Annotated in this window: 17 protein-coding genes; 8 read left to right on the top strand and 9 right to left on the bottom strand. The window is 55.1% G+C overall.

What is annotated here, in order from left to right:
• Positions 1-33 precede the first annotated feature (33 nt).
• From NHH03_RS07295 to NHH03_RS07275, 5 genes are all read left to right on the top strand, one after another.
• Positions 34-1,368: a tetratricopeptide repeat protein gene (locus tag NHH03_RS07295; RefSeq protein ID WP_253155101.1), complete on the top strand. Its 1,335-nt coding sequence runs from the start codon at positions 34-36 to the stop codon at positions 1,366-1,368.
• A gap of 113 nt (positions 1,369-1,481) precedes the next feature.
• The gene (locus tag NHH03_RS07290) at positions 1,482-3,551 is read left to right on the top strand and encodes a type VI secretion system Vgr family protein (protein ID WP_253155100.1); all 2,070 of its coding nucleotides are present in this window, start codon (positions 1,482-1,484) and stop codon (positions 3,549-3,551) included.
• 79 nt (positions 3,552-3,630) lie between these two features.
• Complete coding sequence (locus NHH03_RS07285) at positions 3,631-4,527, top strand: FHA domain-containing protein (RefSeq protein ID WP_253155099.1); 897 nt, start codon at positions 3,631-3,633, stop codon at positions 4,525-4,527.
• Between the two features lie 141 nt (positions 4,528-4,668).
• Positions 4,669-5,151, top strand: a complete 483-nt coding sequence (locus NHH03_RS07280; protein WP_253155098.1) for a hypothetical protein — start codon at positions 4,669-4,671, stop codon at positions 5,149-5,151.
• 204 nt (positions 5,152-5,355) lie between these two features.
• Entirely contained in the window at positions 5,356-5,670 is a 315-nt protein-coding gene (locus NHH03_RS07275) for a TMEM14 family protein (RefSeq protein ID WP_253155097.1), read from the top strand.
• 19 nt (positions 5,671-5,689) lie between these two features.
• On the opposite strand, the gene NHH03_RS07270 is transcribed toward NHH03_RS07275, so the two are convergent.
• Positions 5,690-6,244, bottom strand: coding sequence for an FKBP-type peptidyl-prolyl cis-trans isomerase (locus tag NHH03_RS07270; RefSeq protein WP_253155096.1), 555 nt, complete (start codon positions 6,242-6,244; stop codon positions 5,690-5,692).
• 277 nt (positions 6,245-6,521) lie between these two features.
• On the opposite strand from NHH03_RS07270, the gene NHH03_RS07265 reads away from it, so the two are divergent.
• Together NHH03_RS07265 and NHH03_RS07260 are read left to right on the top strand one after the other, a co-directional pair.
• A complete protein-coding gene (locus NHH03_RS07265) occupies positions 6,522-6,896 on the top strand; it encodes a BlaI/MecI/CopY family transcriptional regulator (protein WP_253155095.1) in 375 nt (124 codons plus the stop codon).
• On the top strand, positions 6,893-9,796 hold the full coding sequence (locus NHH03_RS07260; protein ID WP_253155094.1) for a carboxypeptidase regulatory-like domain-containing protein: 2,904 nt from the start codon (positions 6,893-6,895) through the stop codon (positions 9,794-9,796). Before NHH03_RS07265 ends, NHH03_RS07260 begins: the two co-directional genes overlap by 4 nt.
• Positions 9,797-10,009: 213 nt before the next feature.
• Here the strand turns inward: NHH03_RS07260 and NHH03_RS07255 are convergent, their stop codons facing one another.
• From NHH03_RS07255 to NHH03_RS07230, 6 genes are all read right to left on the bottom strand, one after another.
• Complete coding sequence (locus NHH03_RS07255) at positions 10,010-11,122, bottom strand: hypothetical protein (RefSeq protein ID WP_253155093.1); 1,113 nt, start codon at positions 11,120-11,122, stop codon at positions 10,010-10,012.
• A 508-nt stretch (positions 11,123-11,630) separates the two neighbouring features.
• Positions 11,631-11,738 (bottom strand): GxxExxY protein, encoded by a 108-nt coding sequence (locus tag NHH03_RS07250; protein ID WP_253155092.1) that lies wholly within the window; start codon positions 11,736-11,738, stop codon positions 11,631-11,633.
• A 466-nt stretch (positions 11,739-12,204) separates the two neighbouring features.
• The gene (locus NHH03_RS07245; RefSeq protein WP_253155091.1) at positions 12,205-12,858 is read right to left on the bottom strand and encodes a DUF1559 domain-containing protein; all 654 of its coding nucleotides are present in this window, start codon (positions 12,856-12,858) and stop codon (positions 12,205-12,207) included.
• Between the two features lie 299 nt (positions 12,859-13,157).
• Complete coding sequence (locus NHH03_RS07240; RefSeq protein ID WP_253155090.1) at positions 13,158-13,547, bottom strand: hypothetical protein; 390 nt, start codon at positions 13,545-13,547, stop codon at positions 13,158-13,160.
• A gap of 226 nt (positions 13,548-13,773) precedes the next feature.
• Positions 13,774-16,701: a beta strand repeat-containing protein gene (locus NHH03_RS07235; protein WP_253155089.1), complete on the bottom strand. Its 2,928-nt coding sequence runs from the start codon at positions 16,699-16,701 to the stop codon at positions 13,774-13,776.
• 242 nt (positions 16,702-16,943) lie between these two features.
• The gene (locus NHH03_RS07230) at positions 16,944-19,337 is read right to left on the bottom strand and encodes an alpha-L-fucosidase (RefSeq protein WP_253155088.1); all 2,394 of its coding nucleotides are present in this window, start codon (positions 19,335-19,337) and stop codon (positions 16,944-16,946) included.
• Between the two features lie 250 nt (positions 19,338-19,587).
• Between NHH03_RS07230 and NHH03_RS07225 the strand changes: the two genes are divergently transcribed.
• Positions 19,588-20,826 carry a S1 family peptidase gene (locus NHH03_RS07225; RefSeq protein ID WP_253155087.1) on the top strand — a complete coding sequence of 413 codons (1,239 nt, stop codon included), beginning with the start codon at positions 19,588-19,590 and terminating at the stop codon, positions 20,824-20,826.
• On the opposite strand, the gene NHH03_RS07220 is transcribed toward NHH03_RS07225, so the two are convergent.
• Both NHH03_RS07220 and NHH03_RS07215 read right to left on the bottom strand, forming a co-directional pair.
• Entirely contained in the window at positions 20,766-21,446 is a 681-nt protein-coding gene (locus NHH03_RS07220) for a peroxiredoxin-like family protein (protein ID WP_253155086.1), read from the bottom strand. The two genes, NHH03_RS07225 and NHH03_RS07220, sit on opposite strands and share 61 nt — an antisense overlap.
• A gap of 102 nt (positions 21,447-21,548) precedes the next feature.
• Entirely contained in the window at positions 21,549-23,033 is a 1,485-nt protein-coding gene (locus NHH03_RS07215) for a mannitol dehydrogenase family protein (protein WP_253155085.1), read from the bottom strand.
• Positions 23,034-23,048 lie beyond the last annotated feature (15 nt).

The following is a 23,048-nucleotide window of genomic DNA, read 5'->3' as shown; positions in this document are numbered from 1 at the left end:
CTAACGTATCGACCGACAACCCCATTCACTCACATGCCCGCATCACCCAATCATCCCCCGCTAGCCGATGTCGTTGCGCTGGCTGTGACGCTGCATCAAGGGGGACATTTGGACGAAGCCGAGGAACTGTATGAACGGGCGTTGCAGCGTGACCCCAGACAGGTTGATGCCCTGCACTTCCTTGGCGTGCTGCGTCATCGTCAGGGCAATTCGCCCGAGGCAATTCGGTTGATCCGTGCGGCATTACTAGGAAACCCCAGTTACTGGGGCGCGCGAATCAACCTGGGCAATGTGCTCAAAGAGTCCGAGCGTTTCACGGAAGCCGAGAATGAGTACCGAAAGGTGGTCCAAGCTCTGCCGAACAATGCTGATGCGCTGAATAACCTAGGTGTCGTCTTGCGAGCACAACAGCAGAACCAGGCTGCGATTGACTCGTTTCGCCAAGCCACCGCGGCAGCCCCGCAACATGCCGATGCCCACCAAAACCTGGGCAATGCGTTGCGCGCCGTCGGCGAATTCGAAGAGGCGTTGACCGAGTTTCGCAGGGCTGTCGAGATTGATCCCCATCACACCCGAGCTCACCTGAGCCTGGGACGGGCTCTGTACAGTTGCAATCGGATTGACGAAGCGGTTGTGGTTTATCGCCAATGGCTGTCGATCGAACCCGACAACCCCATCGCCCAGCACATGCTTGTGTCTTGCTTAGGCGACAATACGCCAGATCGCTGCTCCACTGATTTTGTCAAACAGTCCTTTGATGCCTTCGCAAGCAGCTTCGACGAAGTGCTGGAACGATTGGAATACAAAGCTCCGGCTCTGGTGGCTGCCGCCGTTGCAGCAGCGTTGCCATCACCAGCGGCCCAGTTTGCGATCCTGGACGCCGGCTGCGGGACTGGGCTATGCGGTTCTGCACTGCGACCCTACGCCAATCATTTGGTCGGAATCGATTTGTCGCCGAACATGATCATCAAAGCAAACTCACAAGGAATTTACGACGATTTATGCGAAGTCGAGCTGACGCAATACATGAGCGAGCACGCGGCGCAGTTCGATGTGATCGTTTCCGCCGACACGCTGAACTACTTCGGCAAACTCGATCCTGTCTTCGAAACAGCCTTCACCGCCCTACGCCCCGGCGGCGTGCTTGTCTTCACGCTCGAACATGCCGAATCCGAATCGGCACCGCAGGGTTACCGACTGAATCATCATGGCAGGTATAGCCATTGCAAAGATCATACCCTGGGATTGTTGCAGCAAATCGGGTTTTCGGTCCAAGCTTGTGACATTGCCGAGTTACGGCTGGAACTGAAGCAATCGGTCAATGGTCTGGTTATAACGGTCGTCAAGCCACCGGCCGCAGCGAATTGAATCGGTCCTGTCGGCGTGCCTCTTGGCTCTCTGGGCTGGCCAAGTTTGATGATGTACAATTTGGCCGACTCCAGGATTGTCCCCGTGAATTGGTGCACTAGGTTGGCTACACGATGAATTCAGTTCAACAAAACCGTGGAATCCAAGTCGTCACACCGCTGGGGACTGACAAACTGCTGCTGTACCGAATGGAAGCGGTCGAGGAACTCGGCCGGCCGTTCCATTTTGATCTGGAACTGCTATCGACTGACAGCAACATCGACTTGGATGCGGTTTTGGGTCAGTCGATCACGGTTAAAATCGACCACTTGGCCGGTGGCTCGCGGTTTTTCAACGGAATGGTCAATCGAATCTCGTGGGTCGGCGATCACGAGTCGGACCGTCAGCACTTTTCCAAATACCGTGCATCTGTGGTCCCCTGGCTATGGTTTCTGACCCGCACCGCCGACTGCCGGATTTTCCAGGAAAAACTGGTTCCCGACATCATCACGGAACTGTTTGGCGATCATGGGTTTTCCGGGTTTGATAAACAGCTGAGCAATAGCTATCGAGAATGGGAATACTGTGTTCAGTACCGTGAGTCGGCTTTCAATTTCGTCAGTCGGCTGATGGAACAGGAAGGGATTTACTACTACTTCAAGCACAGTGATGGCGAGCATCGGCTGCAGATGGTCGACAGTTCCGCGGCACACAGTCCGACCGACAACTATGCAACCATCCCCTATTATCCGCCCGACCCCAACGCCCAGCGCAATCGCGATCATATCTACGACTGGTCGATGGCTCGCGAGGTCCAGACCGGCACGTACGTTCTGAACGACTTTGACTTTCAAAAGCCAAGAGCCGCGCTGCTGTCCAATGCAGCGGATCCGCAATCCCACGAGCATGCCAAATTCGAAGTGTTCGATTATCCCGGTGAGTACACCGAGTTGGCTGATGGCGACAACTACGTGAAGTACCGGATCCAAGAACAGCAGGCGGGTTTCGAACGGGTCAACGGCAAATCGAATGCACTGGGGATCGCCTGTGGTTCCCTGTTCACACTGGACGGCTACCCGCGGTCAGACCAGAACGCAGAATATCTGTTGGTGTCAACCAAGTTGACCGTTCACAACAGCGAGTACGAAAGCGGCGGCAGTGGTAGCGGTGTGAAATTGGAAAACCACTTCACCGCAATCAGCAGCGACAAACCCTTTCGCGCGGCACGTCAAACACCGCTACCGATGATCCGGGGACCGCAAACCGCAGTGGTGGTTGGCAAATCAGGGGAAGAAATCTGGACCGATAAATTTGGTCGTGTCAAAGTCCAGTTTCACTGGGATCGGCTTGGGGAGTTCGACGAAAACAGCTCCTGCTGGGTACGTGTGGCCCAGTCATGGGCTGGCAAATCATGGGGGACCATCCACATCCCTCGGATCGGTCAAGAAGTGATCGTCGAGCATTTGGAAGGCGACCCGGATCGACCAATCATCACCGGTCGCGTCTACAACGCCGACGAGATGCCGCCGTATAAATTGCCCGACAATGCGACGCAAAGTGGCATCAAAACACAGAGCACCACGAAAGCGACGAACCAGAATTTCAACGAGCTGCGATTCGAGGACAAGAAAGGCGAAGAACACGTCTACTTTCATGCCGAGAAAGATTTCAACCGAGTCGTCGAAAATAACGACACCTTAAAAGTCGGCTTCGAAAAGAAGGATGCCGGCGATCAGACGATTGAGATCTTCAACAACCAAAACGTCATCATCGGCAATGGTCGATGCGATGACGGAAGCCAGACCGTGACGATCTGGAAAGACTTCAACCAAACACTCATGGAAGGCGATGCCACCATCGCCATCGAAAAAGGAAGTCGCATAACCACCATCGAAAACGACGAAGACCTCCGTCTGAAGAGCGGAAGTCGCACGTCCACGATCGAGGGCGATGATGCACTGACGCTGAAAAGTGGCGACCGAACGATCAGCATTGATGCCGGCAAACAGTCCACCGAGGCCGCGAAATCGATCTCGTTGAAGGTCGGTGGAAACAGCATCACGATTGACCAAAAGGGCATCACCATCAAGGGGATGAAGGTGTCGATTCAAGGCGATACGAAGGTTTCGGTGAAGGCACCGATGACCGAAGTTAAAGCAAGTGGAATCCTGACCTTGAAAGGGGGACTGACCAAAATCAATTGATCGCTGATTGGATTTCCATTGGTCCCATTTGCACTCCGTTCGCCGCTGAGCTCCCCCAATACTTTTCCGGATCTCATTCATGAGAGTCATTCTTCAGGTCACGTCTGGACCATCCCAAGGTCGCCGTATCCCGCTTCAATCGGGAGAACGGGCACGGTTCGGCCGCAGCGATACCGCCGACGTCTGTTTCCCGGATGATCTGGAGATGGCGGATGTGCATTTCGAATTGCAATGCCATGGTGATCATTGCATCGTTCGCGATCTTAATGCGGTCGATGCCACATTCCTAAATTCCGTTGCAGTGTCCGAAGCGGCCGTTGCCGATGGGGACCAGATTGTCGCCGGGCAGACCCAATTGCTGACCTCATTCGAAGGTCAGTTCGTGCAAACGCCCGGCGCAGTGAAAGATCCTGTGCCCGATCCGGAGCCGCCCAAATTGAGTGCGGCCGAGTTGTGCCAGTTGACGGACTTGGAAGAGCGTTCGCTGGAACTGTTTCGGCCGAGTCACAGCCCGGAAGAATTCGTTCGCGTCTTGATCGAAAACAAACAGTTTGCCGACGCGGTACGAATCCTGTCGCTGTACCTGAGCAAACGCCAGGCGATCTTGTGGGCGGCTCGCGCCGTCGACGGCGTGTTTCCACGTGAACTAAGTGTCGATGAACAATCGGCACTGGACATCACCTTGGAATGGTTGCAGGATTCGAGTGACAAAAACCGTCGCGCCGCGATGGCCATCGCCGAAGCAATGGATTTTGACAACGCCGCCAGCTGTGTCGCTGCCGCAGCGTTTTGGAGCGAGGGAAGTATGTTGCCGGAGGAATTCGATGAAGTCCTGCCGGAGGAAACGTTGAGTGGCAAGATGGTCGCCGCCGCGCTGATGATGACGGCGACCGAAGGCCAACCGGCAACCATTCCCGCCCGCTACCAAGAGATCCTAAAGATCGGCCAAGAAGTGTTGGCCGAGAAAGACGACTAGTGGTGCGGCCATCATTAAATTTAGGGTCGACAATTCGTGGCGTACGCTTCCAGCTTGCGATTCACCCGGTGTGGTGATGGCAAGCTGGAAGCTTACCCCACTTTTAAATGTTGACGCACCACTAACCGAACCGCGTCATCAATGCCAAAAACGAAAGCAAACAGCGCAGCAGACTCGTTCTTGGCCCGAGCGACGAGAATTCGGCTGTGGCCTTCATCTCTTCGCCACGTCTGTGTCGTGCTAGCACTGGTCTTTGCGTCGGGGCTACTCGCTTATGCCGCAGTTGAGACGAAACGATGGCTCGATCCGTACGACGGACTGCACTTTGACCCCGTCATTTGGAAGGCTGACCCTGGCGGCGATCAACGAGCGGCGATGTGTGCGGACATCATCGGGCGGCAACTGACGCCTGGCATGACGCTTTCGAGCATCTCTGACTTGCTTGGCGATTCCTACGAGCAGCGTGACCGATCACACTTTGTTGATGGCGACCAAATGCCCGGTGTCCGGACCGTCTCGTACTGGGTCGGCCCCTGTTCATGGATCGGTTACGATGACGCCTTTCTGTTCCTAAATCTTGACGCTGAAGACCGACTCGTCTCCGCCACTGTGTACGGATACTGACTGTGCACGGATACTGACGCCCAGTCACGATGAATCTGACATCGCGTGAATAAATGGCGGGCAACCAAAGCTGGCGTTGGTGCCTGGCACCTCGGGAGCGACCCACTACAATCCAGCCAAAGGCAGCTTGGGTGGATGGATCCGTGTTCGAATCCGCTGAATCGTTGCTGCCAAATCTTGGCAATCTAAATTAAAGAGACTTGTGTGGACTTTCCCGTAATCGTGACAGCAGTCTTTGGAGCGTTTGTCGTCTTTGGAGGAGTGATGGGCTATGTCAAAGCTGCAAGCAAGGCTTCTTTGATCGCGGGCAGCATCACTGGCGGACTACTTCTACTCGCTGCGTTTCTGATTTCCAGAGGCATGACAGCAGGGGCAATTCTAGGGATTGTTGTATCGCTAGTGTTGATCAGCCAGTTTGGTCCTTCGTTGCGCAAGAAGTTCAAGTTGATGCCAAACCTGCTGATGGTCGTCCTGGGTTCCATCACCGTGGGCACACTCCTCTTCAGTTTTTTCAACTAGGTTTCGGGAATCAAATCGGCTATTCGACGTCGACGAGTTCGACGATGAAATGGAGGTGCGAATGAGGCGGGATAGAGCCCGGCGAACCGCCTGCGCCATAGCCGAGACTGGAAGGAATCCACAGTTCGATCATTCCCCCTTCGCCAACGAGTTGCATTCCTTCTGTCCAGCCGGCGATCACATTTTCCAACGGAAAAGTCGTTGGTTTGCCACGCTCGTATGAGCTATCGAAGACTTTGCCGCTATGGAGCCAACCGCGATAGTTGACCGACACGGTGTTGTCGGCCGTGGGTTTCTTGCCGCTGGAATTTCTCAGGACGCGATACCTCAGCCCGGAATCGGTCGCGGTGAATTCAGGCACGTCACCGGCATCGACTGGCCCAGTTCCTTCTTGAAACTCAGGCTGATGGAAAAATGTAACGGTTTCCCATGGCGCTGCAGGCTCATCGGCCGCTACGACATCCGAAGCTGCAAGCTCTGAAGCATTGTCCGAACTGCGTTTCGCGGTCGAATGACAACCCAACACGATGAACACACAGCCCGATAAGAAACACCACAAAAACCGACTCTTCATGGCCATACTCACACTCCTGCTTTGCCTCTCGTTGTTTTAGCGGGAGCCTAGCGAATTACGGCATTGACCGAAAGTCAGATTTGATGAAACGCGTTAGCGGGATCGGCGACGCCCCATGCAGGCTCGGATCGGATCTGCGTCGGCGTGCTCTGAACATTGTGATGCAATTTGGTTCAAACAAGGTTGACATCCGGCGCCAAAGTCACGACATTACAACTAAACTAATAGGTTAGTTTACTTGTCCTTGCTGATGCGGAGGTAAATTCGAATGTCAGAGATGGGTCCCAGTGAACGCGAACTGGATGTGCTGAAAGTTCTCTGGAGGATCGGTGAAGCGAAAGTACGGGATGTCCACTCAGCGATGTGCGAAGAAGACATGTGCGCCTTCACCACCGTGCAGACCCTGCTTCGAATCATGGCGGACAAGGGATTGGTAAAGCACCGCACGGTGGGGCGGACTTTGTTCTATTGGCCTGTCTATTCGCGAGAGCAGCTCAGCTCTCGATTTTTGCACCGAGTCTTTGATGGATCGCTCGATAAATTTGTGCTCAATATGCTCTCCGCTGAGGATGTTTCGGCAGACGAGATGCGAGAGCTAGAAAAGCTGATCGCGAAAGCCCGTCGTAAACGTCAAAAGGGGAGCGAAAGATGACTTGGTCACAATCGTTTGTGGTGTTGTGGGCACAGTTCGCAGTTGCCGCGTTTGTGTTGTTGTTGATGACACGGATAGCGATTGCCTGGGTGAAGCAACCAGTGGATCGCCTGTGGCTGATTCACATTGCTGCATTGGCAGCGGTTACGGTTCCGGTGCTGATGGTAGTCGCCCCCTGGCATGTTGCGAGACTGGTTATTTTTAAGCCTGCGACCGCGGCTGAGGCAACACGCCCCCCTGAGAACGACGTTCACGATTCCACCTGGCCCAGGGCGAATACCCAACGAGCGTCCTTGCCACCTCGGGAAGCGGCCGATGCGTTTGCCTTGGCAGATCGAGTAAAGGACAGTCTGCCGCCCAGCGGTAACTTGTCATCATCCAACATTTTCAACCTGGAAGAATCAGGAAAGAACGTTGTTGGATCACTCAAAGATTCCTTTGATGGCTGGACTTGGATCGCGTTGTCGATCGGGCTGCTGCACGCAATCGCGTTTGTCTATTTTTTAACGGAATGGTCGATTGGTGCCTATCAACTTCGGCGGATGGTCCGATCGGGAAAATCGCCGCCACGTCATCTGTTGGACCTTTGGCATTCAATCACACAGGGTCGTGGCGATCATGTCCGACTTGTCGTGTCGTCTCGTCTCAATACGCCGCTGACGTTCGGCTGGTTTAGGCCTGTGGTCATCATCCCCCGCAACGTCGCCTCGCTCGATGGTGACACTTTGCGATACTGCCTGTCGCATGAGTGGTGCCACGTCCAGCGGTCCGACATTCTGTCTATGCATGGAATGTGTGCTTGCCAGCTTCTGCTTTGGCATCAGCCGCTGCTCTGGCGACTATGGCGAGAGCTGAGGATTTGCCAAGACATGATCGCCGACCGTGCTTCGGCCGCTGACCGCGACGCCGCGATTGCTTATTCAGAGTTACTCGTCAGCTTGAATCGGAATCCTCAGAAGCTCGCGCGTGCGAGTGCGCTTGCCATGTTCGATCAACCTAGCCAACTCATGCGGAGAGTCACCATGTTACTCGTGCGACCAATCCCACTGCGTTTTCAGTGCTCATGGAAGTTCTCGACAACCACCGCGGCGTTGGCGGCAATGGCTGCGATTTTGATCAGCAGTGTGCACCTCGATCGTGCAAACGCCGACAACCAAGTGGCGAACCAGGAAAGTCAAGAAACGTCAGAGCCTGCAGTTGCCGAGGATGCTTCACCGCCAGACAGCAACAATACCGTATCCCCAGAACGCCCCAAAGAAGACGACCAACCGAGACCGCTCGGCGAACAACCGACCGATCTGGTGTATGAATGCAAGGTGCTCGACCAGGAAACTGGAAAAGGGGTTTCCAATGCCACCGTTACCGTTGATCGGCTCGATTCCAAGGGTGGTCATTGGCCCTACAAGTCCATTGCGAAAACGACACACGTATCCGATGCCGAGGGCAGGTTCACCGTCGCGATCCCGCCGGCGCAGTCAGGTTACAATTCGCTATACATCCAAGTTTACGTCGAGCATGACGACTACGTGCGTATTCCAGGGATCGGTTACTCGTTTGACATGATCCGCAAGAACGAAACAACAGGTGAGCGGCCATTCTTTGAGAGTCTGAAGTTACAACCTGCCGACCGTGTCTCAGGGACAGTTGCCTCGCCATCCGGCAAGCCACTCGCAGACGTCAAGATTTTTGGATTCACGTCACCTAAAGAGCGAAAGCCCAACAGTATCCGCTGGCTGGAGACAAGCACCGCGTCGAACGGATCATTTTCTTTGAACGCGATGAAAGGCGGTGTCGCATTCTTCTGGGTCATGCCGGATGACTACTCGATTGTGCAGAGGTCGGTGAGTGACCAGCCCGGCGATCTGGGCGAAATCCGTGTTCCAGAGGGAATCCGCATCAACGGACGCGTGATCAGTGCGGAAGGTCAGCCGCTGGCGGGCGTCGTCTTGAATGCCTATCGACAGGGCAAAGACGAGTCGCTTCGGCCGTACTCTGTCCTGTCAGGTATTCGCCGTGGCACGATCACCGACGCCGAAGGTCAGTTCACATTCGACCCGTTGCCTCCCGGCGAGTACAGGGTTGTGCCACAGGACGAACTGCTGGATCCACGGCGAGATCGGGACTTGCATCCGCTGCCCGGCGTCTTTGCTGCCCAGACCACAACGCTCAAAGAGGGCCAGATTCCGGGGGAGCTGAAATTCCAAGCGGTACCGCACATCAACTTTCATGCGCAGTACCTGGACAGTCAGGGCGCAAAACGGAGCGGGCATGAATTTTTCGTCTCAGGACAATGGAATGATGGATTCTGGTCAACGAGAGCCCGTCCGGACCAAGAGGGGACCGCTACCGTGCTGCTGCCACGTGGTCTGCAGAACGTCAACATCGGACTGATCACGAATGAACACAGCGCGTTGCGACACCGCAAGGGTCGTGGGAAGCCCATTGAAAACCAGCTTCACGATGTTCAACTGGGGACGCTCAACGACGACGTCAATGGGTTTGAGATCATTCGCTACAAGGCGCCGATTGCTTTGATTCAGGCAGTTGATTCAGAAGGTCGGCCGGTCAGACACTTTCGTGTCACGGCAAAGTATCCCTTTGGAGATCAACGCCTTATTCTCGGTGGCGGGCTTCGCAGTGATGTTTCGCTGGAGCACCAAAATGATGGACGCTATCGCACTTCGCAGATGCTGCCCGACGAGGAGATCACATTCACTGCGTCCGCAGTCGGTTATGAGCCGACGTCGGAGAAGTTGAAATTCGTCGAAGGGGAAACCAAAGAAGTTGTGATGACGCTCAAGTCTGTTTCAGCCGTCGTTGACGCGATCAATTCCGCCGTGGACGGAACCGTGCAAATGATCGAAAAACTAGCTCCCAGTGCGCTGCCGAATCAGCAGTAGTGGGATGAAGTTTTGCGTGCCGAGCCAGCTCGCCAACGAATGTGACAACCATCGTTCGGGTCACCGCACGGGTCACCGACCGATGCAACTGGTGCGAGTTGGCGATCACTTGGAAAATCTCGATGTTTGCCGGTTAGCGCACTGGCGGACTGCGGCGGTACCTGTCGGTCAACGGATCGATAAACAAGCGATCGAGTGCCTGCCGCCTGATGATCAGCGGCGCTGCGCCGCGTAGTACTTTGCCAATTCGTCCATCGAGATCTGCCGATCCTGGTTCAGGTCGGCTCGCCCCATCACCGTTTGGGGCAACTGACCTGTCTCGGGCGACAAAAACAACTCGCCGATCTCCAATGTGTTGCTGCGGTTGGTATCGTGACGGAGCATCATTTTGGATGCTTTTGAATAGTCCTGTTCGTCATAGCCCTTGATCCTCCGCTGCTCGGCAAACACCTTCTCGACCTCGCTTCTAGTCACCGTGCCATCCTTATCAGCGTCATACTCGGTCAGCTGTTTCGGATTGCGACCGCCGAACGAGAGTTGCATTTCACGCCCGGGAATCCGCCCATCGGCATCCATGTCGTACATCCGGAACAGTCCGTTCACTTGTTGTTGATCCGTCTTGGTCAAGCCAAGTGTACGGCGGTGTTTGGACAACATCGTTTCTAACTCGACGATTGTCAGCATGCCGTCAGAGTCTTCGTCGAAGTCATCCCGCTTCATTGGCAACAACGTCTTCGCCGCCTCGTCCGAATCTAGCTTGCCATCTTTGTTGGCGTCAAACTTCTGGAAATAGTATCCGGCGCCAGAATGATCGACCGCCTCGATTCCCAACTCGCGACGCAAACCGCGGGCATACGCGAAGTGATGCGTCAACTCAGTCAGCGTCACGATTCCGTCGTGGTTTCGGTCGTAATCTGACGGAGAACCATTCGGCAAGCCGCTGTCGATTTCTTCTGGATCCCACTGCCCATTCTTATTTTTGTCGCGGCGACGAAGCTTGGCTTTCGCGCTGTTCACATCCTGCTCAGTGATGCCCACATCGAATCGCAATTTGGCCTCGTGAACGGCGACTTCGAGATGACAGAGCTTGCCGTCGCGGTTGAAATCAAAGTCTTTGACCTGTTCCCGCCACGAAACCCGTTTCAATTCGCTTCGGTCGACGAACCCGTCTTCGTCCAAATCGTACACAGCCATCAGACGAGTCGCATTGCCTAAGTCTTCAGCGATCAAGATAAGTTCAACCGGGTCCTTCGGTTTCTCATCGTTTTGCGCGTGAACCTCACACGAAACCAAGACGAGCATTACCAATGCAATGATGCGGATCATGCGATTCCCCCATTTCACCTTGCGAGTCCAAATGGCCAGGCCCGAGCTGCCATTGCATTCTACGCATTCATAGCGTTGCTCGCTGGGCAGACCTCCGAACTTTGCTGACCTCGAAACTCGATTAGCCTCCAGCTCAAGTAAACTCAGCCGCAGTCACAAACCGTCCAGCAAACATGTCGACCAAGACGCTTCGCGTGAAACACCGAAGCGGACAGTGACGGCTCTGACAGTTGATGCGATAAGTTGAACTTCCGCGTGCCAATCAATTGTCGTCCGGGAAATACTACGGGATACACGGATTGCCCTATCAGTCACATCAGGCTCGCAGCCAAGCCGGCGCCGGTAACATCGACCGGAGAAACAGAGTCAGTTTTACCGAATTCAGCCACCGAAGTGAAAGACGGACGTAAACGGCATCATGCAAGAGTCCGCGCACCTTTTCTCCCGCTATCCGTGGCAAAACCTGGGAGTGGTTTGGCCACAGATCAACACCGATAAACACAGATCGCTAGAGACCGTAGACCTTCTCCAAAAAACCAGAACCCAATGTATTTGACAACTGAAACGCACAGCCGATGACCTTCTTCGTCAGCGCGTTCAACTCGTCATCGTTCATCTGTGTTAATCCGTGTTCATCTGTGGCTACACCCGCAAGACCGGCCCGGTGCTTTTGCGAAGCTCATTGCAGAAGTCTTCCAGACTTCCGCCATATGGGCTGCATCAGGTCGTTGATTCGCCATACCCACTCGCACTGGGGACTGCGTGACATTGTCAGTCCGCTGCGGATGAAGATCTCACCCATCGGGCAAAGTGGCAAGCGATCCCTGCGCTTGCAACGGCGATGGCAGCCAGCAAGCCTTCAGCGACAGGGCACCTTGATGTTTCCTTCCTGATGCGTACTTGCTCAGGCGTCGGCCACCGGAGCACCGCAAGAGCCGGCAGGAAAATGCTTCGATTGCCGGCACCGATGAGCGTTTGGCAATACCCGCCCCCGGGGCTTTCCAAACCGACGTCCTGAGCATTCTGTGTTGACGTGCGATCGGCCTTGACTCGGACTTTAAACTGCGACATTGCAAAACGACCTATGAACCTTCCTTTCGATGTCGCCCTAGTTGCTTGAACACCTTCCCGTCCATTTTGTAGTCAACAAACCTGATCGAACCGTCGCCCATCAGCATCAGAGCTCCGGACGGATGCATGCTTCCGTATCCAACTTCGCCGCGTTTCGAACTCGTCCAGTTGTCGCGGACGCCAAGCTTCAGTGAACGCAGTGCATCCGGATCGGCCCAAGGAGCAAATGCCGCGTTTACATCCCCTGCGAAGATCGTGTTACCTAGACCGTCAAAGTCATTGAAACGGAGAATCGAATCGTTGCCGAATACATCCGGGTTCCCTGCCCTGTGGCTCAGACCAAATCCGTCGGGCGACCAGATCGGATTCCCCTGTGACGGACATATGGCTTCGTAAACGAGGGTTCGAAAGTTGTCCGCGTTTTCGGGAGAATTCCACGGCTTCGAATCATCGATTTCAGGCCGTTGGTAAAGCATGTAAGTTCCCACTGAATACAACCAACTTTGATCGCTGGACTTTGACACGGTATTCGGACGATAAGTCGACAAGTCGCTGTCATGAACTGCTTGGGTCTTACTGACGAACAGGGATTCGGGCGATGTGATCAGCCAGCCAACTTGATGCGTGACGCCAGATACCCCGATGCCAACCACGAACAACATCATGCACAACAGAACAAGAGAAACACTTGATCGGAGTCTCCAGCGAATCTGTGCATCGGATGGTCGCTTCGCATTAATCTCGAACACCAGCCACCGAAGTAGATAGTGACTACACCCGACAGCAAAACCAAAGCTGCAGACGAAAACGGCAACCCCTCCGGGTTTTAGATCGACTTGTGGCAATTCGCTGAACGCGAAAGAAAGCCAACCTGTTAGAAGTGCCATGGAAACCGGAACGGGAACACACAGGAAACCGATCAGCAAAATGACACAAAACACCACCGCCCCTTGCACTCGTCGAGTCATTGCTCATCCTCCAGAGTATAGGTAATGCCATCTTTCTTCCATGCTCCCGGCGTGAGCAACTCGCGAGCTCCCGAGACCATCGTCAGCACGAGGACGAACAAAGCTCCCCATAACAAGACAACCGCGAGCGCCTTCGACCAAGAAAGATGCGGCAGCCAACTTGAGTCCTTGGCAATGACGTTCCAAAGAAATTTCACAACCACGGACGCAATGCAGATTCCCACCAGGAAAAACGAGATTGATTGCAATCTCGCTTCGGCCGGACCGGAGAGTCGAAGGATCGTATCAATGTCTTCCGGTAACGCCGCTGGCATCCCGGCAGGAGCGGGCGATGCACCAATAACGTACAAAGATATGAGCAGGAGAAGTTGCTTTGCCAAACGCATTTAAAATCAGTCCCGCCAATGCTGAAGAAAAGGTTGATCCTGATAGAAAAAATTGCGTCGGCGTTCTTTCTCGTCGCCCTAAATTGTAGCATTGTCGATGTAGCGATGGCGCGAGGTACCACCTGGCTGGTGAGCGAAGCGACGAAACGGGCCCTTTCCAACGGGCGCCGGTTTCATCGACCGGGTAACGTTCCAGTGTCAGCCACCGGAACATAGAAGCCGACTATCAACGGCTGAACGCTTCAGAAGGTCCTGACGGATCGACAAGGAAATCCGGAGCGTGTTGGATGACATCCACCGGACGTTTCCTCTGGGCTTCTTTTTGCTGACGTGTTTGCCTGGGTGTTCGCACGCGAAATAGACTCAATAGAAGTCCAATGCCGAGCAGAATTCCGAATCCGGGTTCCGGTACGGCGGTGATCCCCAGAGAGTATTCGGCGTTGAAGGAATCTGCTGTCGAACCGGAATTCCAATCGAGCTGCAGCCGCAATTCATCCGAAGCACCAACCAATGTTCCGAGATTGATTGGATTATCCGAAAAGAACGTGCTGGCCTCGGCGGATGAGTTGAAACTCCAGTTTTGAGCGTAGTTGGTTGTCGTCAACGAAAGCATCAAATTGGAGAATGCATTACCTGTCGATTGGAAGTTGAAAAAACTGATCGTCGCTTCGCGTCCATCAAAATTGATGTCATTGAAGGACAACTGAGTGTCGATGGAAACCGCGTGGTTACCGGTTCCGTCCGCGGGATAGCTGCTGCCAATCCTTCCCAAGCCGGCGACCTGATATCCTGACCCGTAGGCAGCAAGCGTATTGCTTTGCCCAGCCAACGCCGACTGGATATCGCTGGCTGAGGGATTGAGTGTTAGCAGCGAAACTCCATCACTCGCGGGGTTGGCCGCTGATGTCCACATGGTCCCATCGGTCGCGATGAACGAATTTACTTGTACGGAACTGCCCACGTTAGCGGAAACGGAATTCGAAACTCGAATCGAGTCCGATGCACTGGCGTCAAAGACAACGCCTGTCGATGTACTGCGGGCTTGGATTTGGCCGCTGGACCCCACACCGCTTGCGGTTGCGCTGGCGACTCGCCCGTCAGCCGTAGCGTCAGCGTTTGCAACACCGGAGATCGACCGACTGCTTGCCGACGCCACCGCCACGCCACTGCGTTTTGACGCAAAGTTTCCGGATACGTCGATGCCATACCCGGCAATCGCAACGCCGGAACTTGTTGCCGTTGATCCCCCTTGAGTTTCGGATTGGGCGGATGCGACAGCGTCACCGCCCAAGCCTCCCTGAAGGTTGACGCCCAGGCTTTCTCCACCGTCGCCGCCATACGCTTCGCCAACCGCCGCCGATGTGGCTGTCGTTGACAGGGACGTGACAGTTGAGGATGCGTTTGCACCGTTTCCCCCGCCCGCCCCATTGGCACCGGTGCCACCAAAACCGCCATACGCATAGCCCTCGGCATTCGCAGTGCCTGTGTTTTCGAGAGCGACTTGGTTCTCGCTGATCCCTCCCATGCCGGCAGTGCCCGTCGAATACTCCCTACGCCCGCCTTGGCCACCGTAGGTCTCTCCGATCAGGCTGGAAAAAGCATTGGCGTTTTGCGCGAAGAGTCGTCCATCGGCGTCACCTCCATTGCCAGCGCCCCCGACACCCGAATTTCGGCTGCCTTCGCCCCCTTCGGCGACCTGATAAACGTCGGTGACCCCGAGTAGACCGCTTGTGGCGGTCACCGCGTTGTCGATGGACACCGCAGCGCCGTGACCTCCTTGCCCACCGAGTCCAGATTGACCGCCGTAACCGCCCAGAAAGTTTCCTTCGGCGGACGCGGTTCCTGTATTGGAGATCGCTGACACCGATCCGGTTGCAGTTCCACCATTTCCTCCGATACCGGTGCCGTCGGTATAACCACCGACGCCGCCGATCGCGTTGCCAAACGCCGTTGCATCGTCTTCGCCTTGGACGACAACGTTCACAGTACCGATACCGCCACCGCCACCGTTCCCTGCCCCCTCGATTCCCGCGCCTCCATCGCCGCCAAACGCCACGACAAAACCATCCGCAATGCCAGTCATCGATCGCAACGTGAGATTCGCAGTGCCATTGGCTCCGTCTCCGCCCGAAGCACCGCCGGTCGCGTCACCACCCTGTCCGCCCCTCACCTCACTATCTGCATAGCTATCCCCGGTATTGGTCAAATCCACAGTCGACTCGGCACTTCCGCCACCGCCGGCGATACCCGAGCTGGACTGCCGGTTTCCTCCATAACCACCCTCGGTGCGGAACCCTCCGTAGGTCGAGGCACTATCGACTGAAGTTGTCAAATCATTGGTTGCCGTTCCCGCAAGACCGACCGCTCCGTCTGTCGAATTACCGGCACTGCCTGCGTACGCTTCCTGAAAGAGTTGAACGTCTCGTTGTTGGCTTCCGCTTGTGGTGACTGCATTCACCACCGATGCATTGCCGCCGTTGCCTGCATTCCCAGTTCCTGCAGCATGGCCTCCCTGGCCGCCGAAAACGAGCGTCTCCGCTTGACTTTCAGTATTGCTCATTGATTGGGCGACGACTGAAGAGACACTGACGGCTGCGCCATTGCCTCCGGATCCTCCAGAAGAATATGCATTCCCACCATCGCCCCCACTGAGCTGCACGCGCGCGTCGGTATCACCATCGGATGAAACGGCTGTCACAATGCTCGTGACAGCTGCGGTCCCTCCGTTACCTCCACTACCAATTGCCCCGGCATTTCCGGGAGCGCCCCCAATCCCAGCAGAACCGCTGTCCCCACCGTTGCCACCCAAGATCGATGCCCAGCTGCGAACCAGCCCGGAGCCAGACGTTGAAACAGAACCAGTGGCATTGCCACCGTCGCCCCCGTTACCTGCAGTGCCGCCATCAAAGCCACCAGAGAGAGCGGAGCCACCGTTGCCCCCGGTTCCACCGGCACCTCCGCGGACGGTCAGTCGATTGTCCGCGTCAGAACTGGTGTAGTCTTGGTTGACATGCTCGCCGACACCACCATCACCGCCATCCTGACCAGGATCGCCATCGGCGCCGCTGGTGCCTGCAACCCCGGTCGTACCGATGTTCGTCACGATGGCAGCGCCGACATCCAAACTGGCCCAGCAGCCAAGCAGGGCGGTCATGGTCAGACATCGACCAAGGTAGTACGAACGACGCCCAGAAGTCGTTTGTCGTCGCGACACGTTGACGACACCAACGTTTCGGTCGCTCCGCTCATTTTCTAACATGGGGTCGCTCACAATTTAAATCAATTTTTAACACAATGCCCGAACAGATAATGGCGTGCATTATAGATGCCAGGTTTTTCATGAGAACCATCGATACGATACTATCGTCCGGTTCTTGATGAAGCTGACTTCCCCGGTTATTTCGCCGGCACTTGTTGTGGCGTGTGCTTCTGAATGAATTCCAGGATGGGTGTTGGGTCGTCCATGCCGTGGGTGTGCCCCTTGTCCTCCACAATCACTTCGATCGACCCACCTAGTTTCTTGTACCGCTCTTCCAACAGGGCGTCGTTTTCTTCGTAAGGAACCGTGCTGTCATTGCTGCCGCAAACCATCAAAATTGGAACCCCTGCCTTCGCCAGCGACTCCAACTTATCAATCGGGCTGACCTTGGCATCGAGAAGTTCCTGGTCGGTGGTGAAACCGTAAACCTCCTTCATCCCTTGCCATGACTTTGGAGCGCCATTGGCGTCCGAGCCACTGCCAGGCACGACTTTGCCGCCCGGCCAGCTGTCCACATTGCAGACCCCGTTGTCGACATAGATGCTGCTCACCTTTTCCGGATTGACCGACGCCCACGTGAACAGCGATAGAGTTCCGCGACTGATGGATGCCATCGAACATTGCTTCGAGAATCCATACTCGGTGGTCAGCAATTCATATGCCGCATCAATCGCCCCATTTCCTTTGGGGTGGCCATGCACATCACCGAAAGCCAGGACCACGTGGTAGCCCTGGTCCACGAGTTTCAAATCTGCCTGATAGACTTTGGGAAGCCTCTCCCAAAACAAACTGCGCCACAGCCACGGCTTGCCCGCCGCAGCTTGCTTGGGGCAGATCACCGAGAGTTGGCCGCTGGAGGTTTTCACTCCATCGTAGCGATCATATCCATGGAAATCCGTTTTCACGCCTGGGAATGCATTCTGGCCGTCATCAGTTGGAGCATCTGCGCCAGCGGCAGCGGTCGCAGTCTCACCCGGCAATTGGACGCGAACGTTCTGTGCACGGACGTTGGGACGTTGAACTGTGGCCTTTAGTTCCTTCAGCAAAGCCGCTGATTCGGCGGACACAGACCCGTCTTCATACATTTCCAAATTGATTGACAACGGGTAGCGGCCTTGTCGAGCCCTTGTCACAAACTGCGTCAATTGCTGGAGACTAAACTTTGGCTTTGCGATCGGCGTGTCGGTCTCAATGTGCCCCCAACGCTTTTCCAAAATAAAACAGCCGTGTGCCTGCAGTCCCTGCTGACGGCCCTCCTTGAAAACGCCCTCCGTTAACTCGTCTGGGTTGAATCCCGTCTGGCCTTCGCCACCATAGTAGTCTTGATAGTCCGTGATCTGGGGCTTGATCCAAGAGTTGTACGCAACCACTCGGTTGGGATTCCCTGTCCTGGCTGCGGCAGTGATGTCTTTCAGCGGAGCAGTCAGAATTCCTTCCGCACCCGAAGATCCATCAAAATGACAATTCAGATACCGGGCACCTCCATCAAACCACCAGCCATCCAACTTGTCCGCGTAACGAGCTCCCAGTTCCGAAACAATCTTCATGACGTTTGCATAGAGCTGAGTCTTATCCGCTTTGTATCCTCCGGCGGCTTCTAGCCATGCGGTGTCCTGCGAGTGATAGCATTCGTAGCCATAGTGATAATAGAAAATTAGCTTGACGCCTTTCTGATGAAGTCGATCCGCCATCTCACCCAAGAGATCTCGACGCGTGGTGCGACCGGAAATGATTTCGTCAAGTGACTTCACCGGTGCAGAGAGATACTGATTACCCCAGGTTGCCGACCAGATCACATAGGCCGCGCCGGAGTCGTCGACCAACTGGATAAATTGATCCAGGTCAAAATCATCGACTTTTTCTTCCCATGGTTTAATCGGGCCTTCCGGAGGCGTCGCGCGATTCGTCCATTGGAACATCAACCCGTATCCCGCATCCTTGAACCAGTCTGGTTGCTGTCTGATCGCCGCAGCCTCTTTCGCAATTGCTGCCTTGACGACCGGCTGCGCTAGTTCCAAGGCGCTTAGCAAGAAACGTTTGGTGCGTTTGCCCGCCTTCACTGCAGCGGCGTTTACATCCAGCCGCACGATGTTCTCCCCGGCTTTCAATGAAAGATTCCCGAGTACCATTCGGTGCCAACCCTTCTCAGTAACAGTTGCCTCCTGCTGTTGATCGTTGCAGCTAACGACCAGACGAGATCCCACTCCGTCGACGGACACTGTGACTTCGTACTGGCCTTCAGCTGGCGCTGCCACCGTCCATTGAACGTGACAAGGCCCATCCTTTTTCGCCTCGCACCACAAAATCATAAAGTTTCTCACCACCGGCTGAAGCTCGGCGCTAAGCTGTCCCAGATTGGGAACCAGGATGTTGATCGCATCGGGATCGAGTTTCAAAACGGCTGGCTCTGCCAGCGTCACCGTCTTTGCGGTGACGGCATAAGGTTCGATCTGTTTGCCAGGCTGTGCAAACACGGTGCTTGCACAAACGATACAAATCCCTGCAACGATCGATGACTGAATTGATTTCATGGGGCCTGGTGCGCTTGAGTAAAAAAGATCCGCCAGTGACTCGCGAGCGGTGTGTTTGGATGAAATGGAGAGAAATGTCTGCAGCAAACGAGAAAGCTGCGAGATCGAATGACCTCGCCGATAAAGGATCTGTCTACCAACAAGCATCATAAGCGATTCGGCAGATGGAACAGCTATTGGGGTCCACATCACCCGTCAATTCAGTGCAGAAGCTTAGACAATTCCAGACCGCTCGCGCACCTTCATGGGCATGTCCCACCGCGAACGTCCTCGCCGGGGACCGCGAGGCCTATCCCCCAACCATTCTCACGACGGAGTGCGTCTACGCGGACGATACCAAACACATCGACTTGGATTTGACGGAAAAGATTTTGACCGCTGGAGCGGCGTCATTGTTTCGGAAGACGGCTATCTCCTGACTTGTGCCCACACGGAACATTTGCCGGGGGAACGGTTGACGGTTCGTCTGGCGGATGGCCGGGATGCTGACGCAGTCGCGCTGGGTACGAATCCGATCACAGACATTGCCCTCGTGAAAATCACAACACCCGGCTCCTGGCCCTTCGCGGAGATTGCCGAATCGTCAACCTTGAAACCGGGCGATCCGGTCGTCCTCGCTGGATATCCGGCCATCGACAAGGGGCAGTGGTTGATGGAACGCACACCGAAGATCGCTGCAGCGACTGTCAAACATCCTCTGAACCTGTTGTGGCACCACACCTTCGACACCAAATTCATTCACTTTTATGGCGGCATGTCGGGCGGCGGCGTATTCAACCGGCAGGGACGCTACGTCGCCGCTTTCATGGGAGAAACCCACCACCGATCGGAAGTTGCCAATCTGCAATGGAATGACCTGAAGCAAATCGAGTCGATCGACACTGCGACTGGAATCCCACATCCACTGCGAATGGCATTCGTCGCTCCAAGTCAGGGGATTGCTCAATCGGTCGTGGAATGGTTGGTTGATTCTAAATCGGTCGGCATCGGAACCATCGTCGACACTGGCGGATGGATTCTCACCAAGGCCAGCGTTCTGGACGGAAAGCTGAGCTGTCGTTTGCCCGACCAGCCGGTCAATGATCATGCGACGCCCAGACACTCTGCCTTCGCTGAAATCTTTGGTACGGACATCAAACTTCTCGGGCCTGAAGTCGGCTGTCCCGTGATCGACCGCGGGGCCCGCATTCGCGGTGTCGCCATCACCAGTCGAGGGCGCAACGAGACACAACGTGGTCCGACGTCGGTTCTGCCAAGTCACATCGTTCGTCGCGTGACAAGCACTGCGGCATTAACCATTCAGGCGAGATCGATTGAGATCCAGCATCACCACTGGCTGGCCAGGTTGAGTTTTCCTGTTCCAAGTGCTCTGTCCACACCTTGGTTTTTGGGTCGTGGATCTCCCCTGGTGCTTCACCTTCTTGTCGTCTACTTCGCTGCAGCCTTCACAGCGGCAATGACTTCGCTGGGTTCTGCTCGCTTCTTGTAGTCGGCGTCCAGGAATGCGTAGGTGATTGTGCCGGAGGAATTGATAACGTAGGTCGCGGATAATGGTAGTTCCATTGCGTCGCTGCCGTTGTATTGCGGCAATCGCGCCTGATACATCGGTGCAATCGCATCGGGCAGCTCAAAAACGATCCCGTACTGTTTGGCAAGTTTCAAATCTTTGTCGTGGAGAGCCACGATTGAAATGCCGCTTGCTTCAGCGGTCTCCTTTGCCTTCTCGGGCAGTTCAGGCGTCAAAACTACCAGCTTTGCGCCCGCGTTTTCAATCTTGTCCAGCGATTGCTGCATGGCACGCAGCTGAATGTTGCAGTACGGGCACCAACCGCCGCGATACCACATCAAGACCACCGGGCCTTCGCTCCACAACTTGCTGAGCGTGACAGAATCCCCCTTCCATCCCTTTAATGTTCCATCAACGGCGTCATCACCGACTTGCTTGGCCGACTTTTCGATGCCGCTGTCGCGAACATCAGAGATCCCTTTGGCGAAGGTCTCCAGACGATCGGCTGGCGCGCGTTTGGCGAAGCCGGCAGCTTTTTCAGCCAACTGTTCTGAGAGTGTGGAAGCGGTCGACGTTTCTTGTGCCATCGTAGGAATTGCCATCAGGGATGTCAGAAGGAAGGAGCGTGTTAACGTTTTAAACATTGGTTGGTCAGACCTTTCAAGGAGTGAGTGTAAATTCCGATCGTATTCCGACAGCAGCGACTAAGCCGAAACCTGACGCATCAGGATTGTTACGTCAGGGTCACGATACAGTTGCGTCAATAGCCGTTTATAGGTTTCCGCGAAACGTGCGTTGTTGGCAAGATTTCCGAACACAGAATCAAGTTTGATGAAGGCAAGTGGGTCGCTGGACGTCTTTTTAGCAGCTTCTTGCAATGCGGCCCGTTGTTCGTCAATTACGTCGAGGGCGTTTCCATGGCGGTCGGTGTGATGATCGCTGTAGTAGCACCAAGCGGCGATCACAAGTGCCGCATGATCGATCGGGCCGCCTTGTTCCAAGTTCTTGTGAATGGTTGGCAGCAAAAAGACCGGCAACTTGCTTGAACTTTCCAGACAGATGCGTGCCAAATTGTCTTTGATGTTAGGGTTACTAAAACGTTCGATCAGCGTGGCTTTGTATTGGCGCAAATCGATGCCTTCGACCGCATCCAACACCGGCGAGGCCTCGTCATCAAAAAACCCTTGCAAAAACGTTGCGAACAGATCGTCGCCGACGGTTTGGTCAATGGTTTGATAGCCGAATACGGAACCAAGCAGACCAAGTACCGAATGGCCGGCGTTGAGCAGCCGCAATTTCATCGTCTCGTAGGGCGTGACGTCGGTGACAAATTGAACACCGACCTTCTCCCATTCAGGGCGTCCGTTTGAGAAGGTGTCTTCGATGATCCACTGGCAGAACGGTTCGCAGGTCACCGGCCAGGCATCTTCCAATCCAAATTGATTGTTCAAATACTCGATGTCCTCGGAAGTGGTGACCGGAGTGATTCGATCCACCATCGCGTTGGGAAAACAGACCTCGGCTTCGATCCATTTCGCAAGTTCGGCATCTTGTTGCCGAGCAAAGCCGAGCAGCATTTTGCGAGTCAGGTCACCGTTGTGCTGAATGTTGTCACAGGATTGCACGGTGAACGCCGGCAGCCCTCGCTCACGCCGCAATCGAAGCGCTGCAGTCAGGTAGCCAAACACCAACCGAGGGTGACCGGGGTTTTCCAAATCGTAAATGGCGTCGGCGTTCGCTGCATCAAAATCGCCACTGACCGGATCGACGTTGTAGCCACCCTCTGTGATCGTCAACGAAACGATCTTGGTGTCGGGGCTTGCCATTTGCTCGATGACCGTTGTCGGATGGTCGCAAGCGAGCAAAAAATCCACCAGCGAGCCAATGACTCGATTTTGCACACCGCCACTGGGCTCTTTGACGATCAGTGTGTAAAGACAATCTTGGTCTTGCAGCACGTTGGCCATTTTCCGATCGGCCTGACGCAGCCCAACCCCACAGATGCCCCAGGTCGATGCGTCGCTGGGATCGTTCGACCGCATCAGTTCATCGGTGTAGTACGCTTGGTGCGACCGATGGAATCCGCCGACGCCAACGTGAACGATACCGGGCTTGATTCGCGAGCGATCATAGCGGGGCGAATTCAGTTCCGCAGGAAGCTGAGTCAAGTTGGATTGATTCAATTGCATGGGAGTGCTCTGTAG

Source organism: Stieleria tagensis (assembly GCF_024129865.1).
Taxonomy (GTDB): domain Bacteria; phylum Planctomycetota; class Planctomycetia; order Pirellulales; family Pirellulaceae; genus Stieleria; species Stieleria tagensis.
This window is presented reverse-complemented; position numbering and strand designations above follow the sequence as displayed.